Here is a 4,079-nt window from a genome sequence, read left to right on the forward strand (position 1 = left end):
ACGCCATCGTCGGCAACATAACGACACCATGTCCCCTTCGCCTTGCCCGTTGTATACTTCTCGGCTTTCCCGAATTAATGCCTAAGGGTCCCCCCGCGCATGGATAAGACCTACCAGCCGCACGCCATCGAAACTTCCTGGTACAACACCTGGGAGTCCGAGAACTATTTCGCCCCGCAAGGTGCAGGCGAGTCCTACACCATCATGATCCCACCGCCGAACGTGACCGGCAGCCTGCACATGGGTCATGGGTTCAACAACGCGATCATGGACGCCCTGATCCGCTTCCGCCGCATGCAGGGGCGCGACACCCTGTGGCAGCCAGGCACCGACCACGCCGGCATCGCCACGCAGATGCTGGTAGAACGCCAGCTCGAGGCGAAAGGCCAGAACCGTCACGACCTGGGCCGCGAAAAGTTCCTGGAGAAGGTCTGGGAGTGGAAGGATCAATCCGGTGGCAACATCAGCCGCCAGATCCGTCGCCTGGGTTCGTCGGTCGACTGGAGCCGCGAACGCTTCACCATGGATGACGGCCTGTCCGAGGCAGTCAAGGAAGCCTTCGTGCGCCTGCACGAGGACGGCCTGATCTACCGCGGCAAGCGCCTGGTCAACTGGGACACCAAGCTGCACACCGCGATTTCCGACCTCGAAGTGGAAAACCACGACGAGAAAGGCCACCTGTGGAACCTGCGCTACCCGCTGGCCGATGGCGCCACCACGGCTGAAGGCAAGGACCACCTGGTCGTCGCCACCACCCGTCCGGAAACCCTGCTCGGTGACGTCGCCGTTGCCGTCAACCCGACCGACGAGCGCTATCAGGCGCTGATCGGCAAGTTCGTCGAACTGCCGCTGGTCGGACGCCGCATCCCGATCATCGCCGACGACTACTGCGATCCAGAATTCGGCACCGGCTGCGTCAAGATCACCCCGGCCCACGACTTCAACGACTATGAAGTCGGCAAGCGCCACAACCTGCCGCTGCTGAACATCTTCGACAAGAACGCCACCGTGCTCGCCGCAGTCCAGGCCTTCAACCTCGACGGCAGCGTCAACGAAAACCTCGACACCTCGCTGCCTGCCCAGTACGCCGGCCTCGACCGCTTCGTGGCGCGCAAGCAAATGGTTGCCGACCTGGACGCCCAGGGCCTGCTGGTCAGCGTCGATGACCACGCCCTGAAAGTGCCGAAGGGCGACCGCTCGGGTACCGTCATCGAGCCGTGGCTGACCGACCAATGGTACGTCTCCACCAAGCCACTGGCCGAGCCTGCAATCGCCGCGGTGGAAGACGGTCGCATCCAGTTCGTGCCGAAACAGTACGAGAACATGTACTTCTCCTGGATGCGCGACATCCAGGACTGGTGCATCAGCCGCCAGCTGTGGTGGGGCCACCGCATCCCGGCGTGGTACGACGAGGCCGGCCAGGTCTATGTCGGCCGCAACGAGGAAGAAGTCCGGACCAAGCATGGCCTGGGCAACGATGTGGTCCTGCGCCAGGACGACGACGTGCTCGACACCTGGTTCAGTTCGGGCCTGTGGACCTTCTCCACCCTCGGCTGGCCGCAGCAGACCGAGTTCCTGAAGAAATTCCACTCCACCGACGTACTGGTCACAGGCTTCGACATCATCTTCTTCTGGGTCGCCCGGATGATCATGCTGACCATGCACCTGATCAAGAACGAGGATGGCACCCCGCAGGTTCCGTTCAAGACCGTCTACGTGCATGGTCTGGTGCGCGATGGCCAAGGCCAGAAGATGTCCAAGTCCAAGGGCAACGTGCTCGACCCGCTGGACATCGTCGACGGCATCACGCTTGAAGCGCTGCTGGAAAAACGCACCAGCGGCATGATGCAGCCCAAGCTTGCCGAGAAGATCGCCAAGCAGACCAAGGCGGAGTTCCCCGAAGGTATCGCCAGCTACGGCACCGACGCCCTGCGCTTCACCTTCTGCTCGCTGGCCTCTACCGGCCGTGACATCAAGTTCGACATGGGCCGCGTCGAAGGCTACCGCAACTTCTGCAACAAGATCTGGAATGCCGCCCGCTACGTGCTGGACAAGGGCGAGGACTGCGGCCAGAACGGCGAGGCCTACGAGCTGTCGCTGGCCGATCGCTGGATCATCTCGCAACTGCAACGCACCGAAGCCGAAGTGACCCGCCAGCTCGAGCAGTTCCGCTTCGACCTGGCCAGCCAGGCACTGTACGAGTTCGTCTGGAACCAGTACTGCGACTGGTACCTGGAGCTGTCCAAGCCGGTACTGTGGGACGAGAACGCTCCGGTCGAACGCGCCCGCGGCACCCGCCGCACCCTGGTCCGCGTGCTGGAAGTGATACTGCGCCTGGCGCATCCGTTCATGCCGTTCATCACCGAAGAGATCTGGCAGCGCATCGCTCCGCTGGCGGGCGTCCAGGGCAAGACCATCATGCTGCAGCCTTGGCCGGTGGCCAATGAGAGCCGCATCGATTCTGGCGCCGAAGGCGACATCGAATGGCTCAAGGAGCTGATGGTCGGCCTGCGCAATATCCGCGCCGAGATGAACATCGGCCCGGGCAAGCCGCTGCCGCTGTTCCTGAAGAACGCCAATGCCGACGACCAGCGTCGCCTGCAGGAAAACGAAGCGCTGCTCAAGAAGCTGGCCAAGGTCGAGACCTTCACCGTACTCGGCGAACAGGACGAAGCACCGCTGTCGGCCACCGCACTGGTGGGCGATCTGCAGGTGCTGGTGCCGATGGCCGGCCTGATCGACAAGGATGCCGAGCTTGCACGCCTGAACAAGGAAATCCAGCGCCTGCAGGGCGAGGTCCAGCGTGTCGGCGGCAAGCTGTCCAACGCCGCCTTCGTCGACAAGGCACCACCTGCGGTGATCGAGAAGGAACGCGCGAAGTTGGCCGAGTCCGAACAGGCCCTGGCCAACTTCACCGAGCAGCATGCGCGGATTGCAGCGCTGTAACCTGACATTGCTGAACTGACCGGCGAGGGCTCCGCCCTCGTTCGCGGCCAAGGCCGCTCCCGCAGGAATGGGCTGCCTTCAAGGAGCCCCACTATCCTGTGGGAGCGGCCTTGGCCGCGAATGGGCCGCCCTGCGGCCTCTGGCCAGTGCACGCAACACCGGACACGAGCATGACCCAGAATAAACCCACCCTGCACCCGCGCAACCGCCACCAGGGCCGCTACGACTTCCCCGCGCTGATCAAGGCGCACCCGGACCTTGGCCGCTTCACCCTGACCAACCCCCACGGCAAACCCAGCATCGATTTCGCCAACCCCGAGGCCGTGCGGGTGTTCAACCGTGCCTTGCTCAAGGCCCAGTACGGCATCCAGCACTGGGACATCCCCGCTGACTACCTGTGCCCGCCGATCCCTGGGCGGGCCGACTACATCCATGTGCTGGCCGACTTGCTGGCCGAAGACAACGGCGGGCAAGTGCCACGCGGCGCCCAGGTCCGCGCGCTGGACGTCGGCGTCGGCGCCAACTGCATCTACCCGCTGCTCGGCCATAGCGACTACCGCTGGCGCTTCCTCGGCTCGGATATCGACGCCACGGCGCTGGCTTCGGCCAAGGCGATCGTCCAGGCCAATGGCCTGACCAAGGCCATCACCCTGCGCCAGCAGGCCAACCGCAAGCACATCCTCAGCGGCCTGCTGCAGGACGACGAGCGCTTCGACCTGACCCTGTGCAACCCACCCTTCCACAGTTCGCGCGAGGAGGCCACCCGTGGCAGCCAGCGCAAATGGAAGAACCTGGGCAAGCAGGACCCCAACCGCAAGCTACCGGTGCTGAACTTCGGTGGGCAGAACAACGAGCTGTGGTGCGAAGGCGGTGAGATCCGCTTCGTCACCCAACTGGTGAACGAAAGCGTGCAGTACGGCGGGCAGGTGCTGTGGTTCACCAGCCTGGTGTCCAAGGCCGGCAACCTGCCGGGTATCGAAGCGGTGCTCAAGAAAGCAGGCGTGAAAGCCCAGCGCATCGTCGAGATGGGCCAGGGCCAGAAACAGAGCCGCATGGTGGCCTGGAGCTTCCAGGACGACGCCATGCGCGGCGCCTGGCATGCCGCGCGGGGCAAGGCACAGGCATGAAAAAAA

The 4,079-nt window shown here is 63.9% G+C and carries 2 protein-coding genes; both read left to right on the forward strand.

Annotation, left to right across the window (positions count from 1 at the left end):
- The first annotated feature begins 99 nt into the window (after positions 1 to 99).
- Positions 100 to 2,946 (forward strand): valine--tRNA ligase, encoded by a 2,847-nt coding sequence (locus HU729_RS25060; RefSeq protein WP_186711877.1) that lies wholly within the window; start codon positions 100 to 102, stop codon positions 2,944 to 2,946.
- Positions 2,947 to 3,116: 170 nt separating this feature from the next.
- The gene (gene rlmF / locus HU729_RS25065; RefSeq protein ID WP_186711878.1) at positions 3,117 to 4,073 is read left to right on the forward strand and encodes a 23S rRNA (adenine(1618)-N(6))-methyltransferase RlmF; all 957 of its coding nucleotides are present in this window, start codon (positions 3,117 to 3,119) and stop codon (positions 4,071 to 4,073) included.
- Positions 4,074 to 4,079 lie beyond the last annotated feature (6 nt).

The sequence above is a fragment of the Pseudomonas sp. RW10S2 genome, from assembly GCF_014268985.1.
Classification (GTDB): Bacteria; Pseudomonadota; Gammaproteobacteria; order Pseudomonadales; family Pseudomonadaceae; genus Aquipseudomonas; species Aquipseudomonas wayambapalatensis.

Coding starts and splice junctions, on each gene's coding strand:
- HU729_RS25060 (WP_186711877.1), top strand. CDS start 100: ATGGATAAGACCTACCAGCCGCACGCCATCGAAACTTCCTGGTACAAC.
- rlmF (WP_186711878.1), top strand. CDS start 3,117: ATGACCCAGAATAAACCCACCCTGCACCCGCGCAACCGCCACCAGGGC.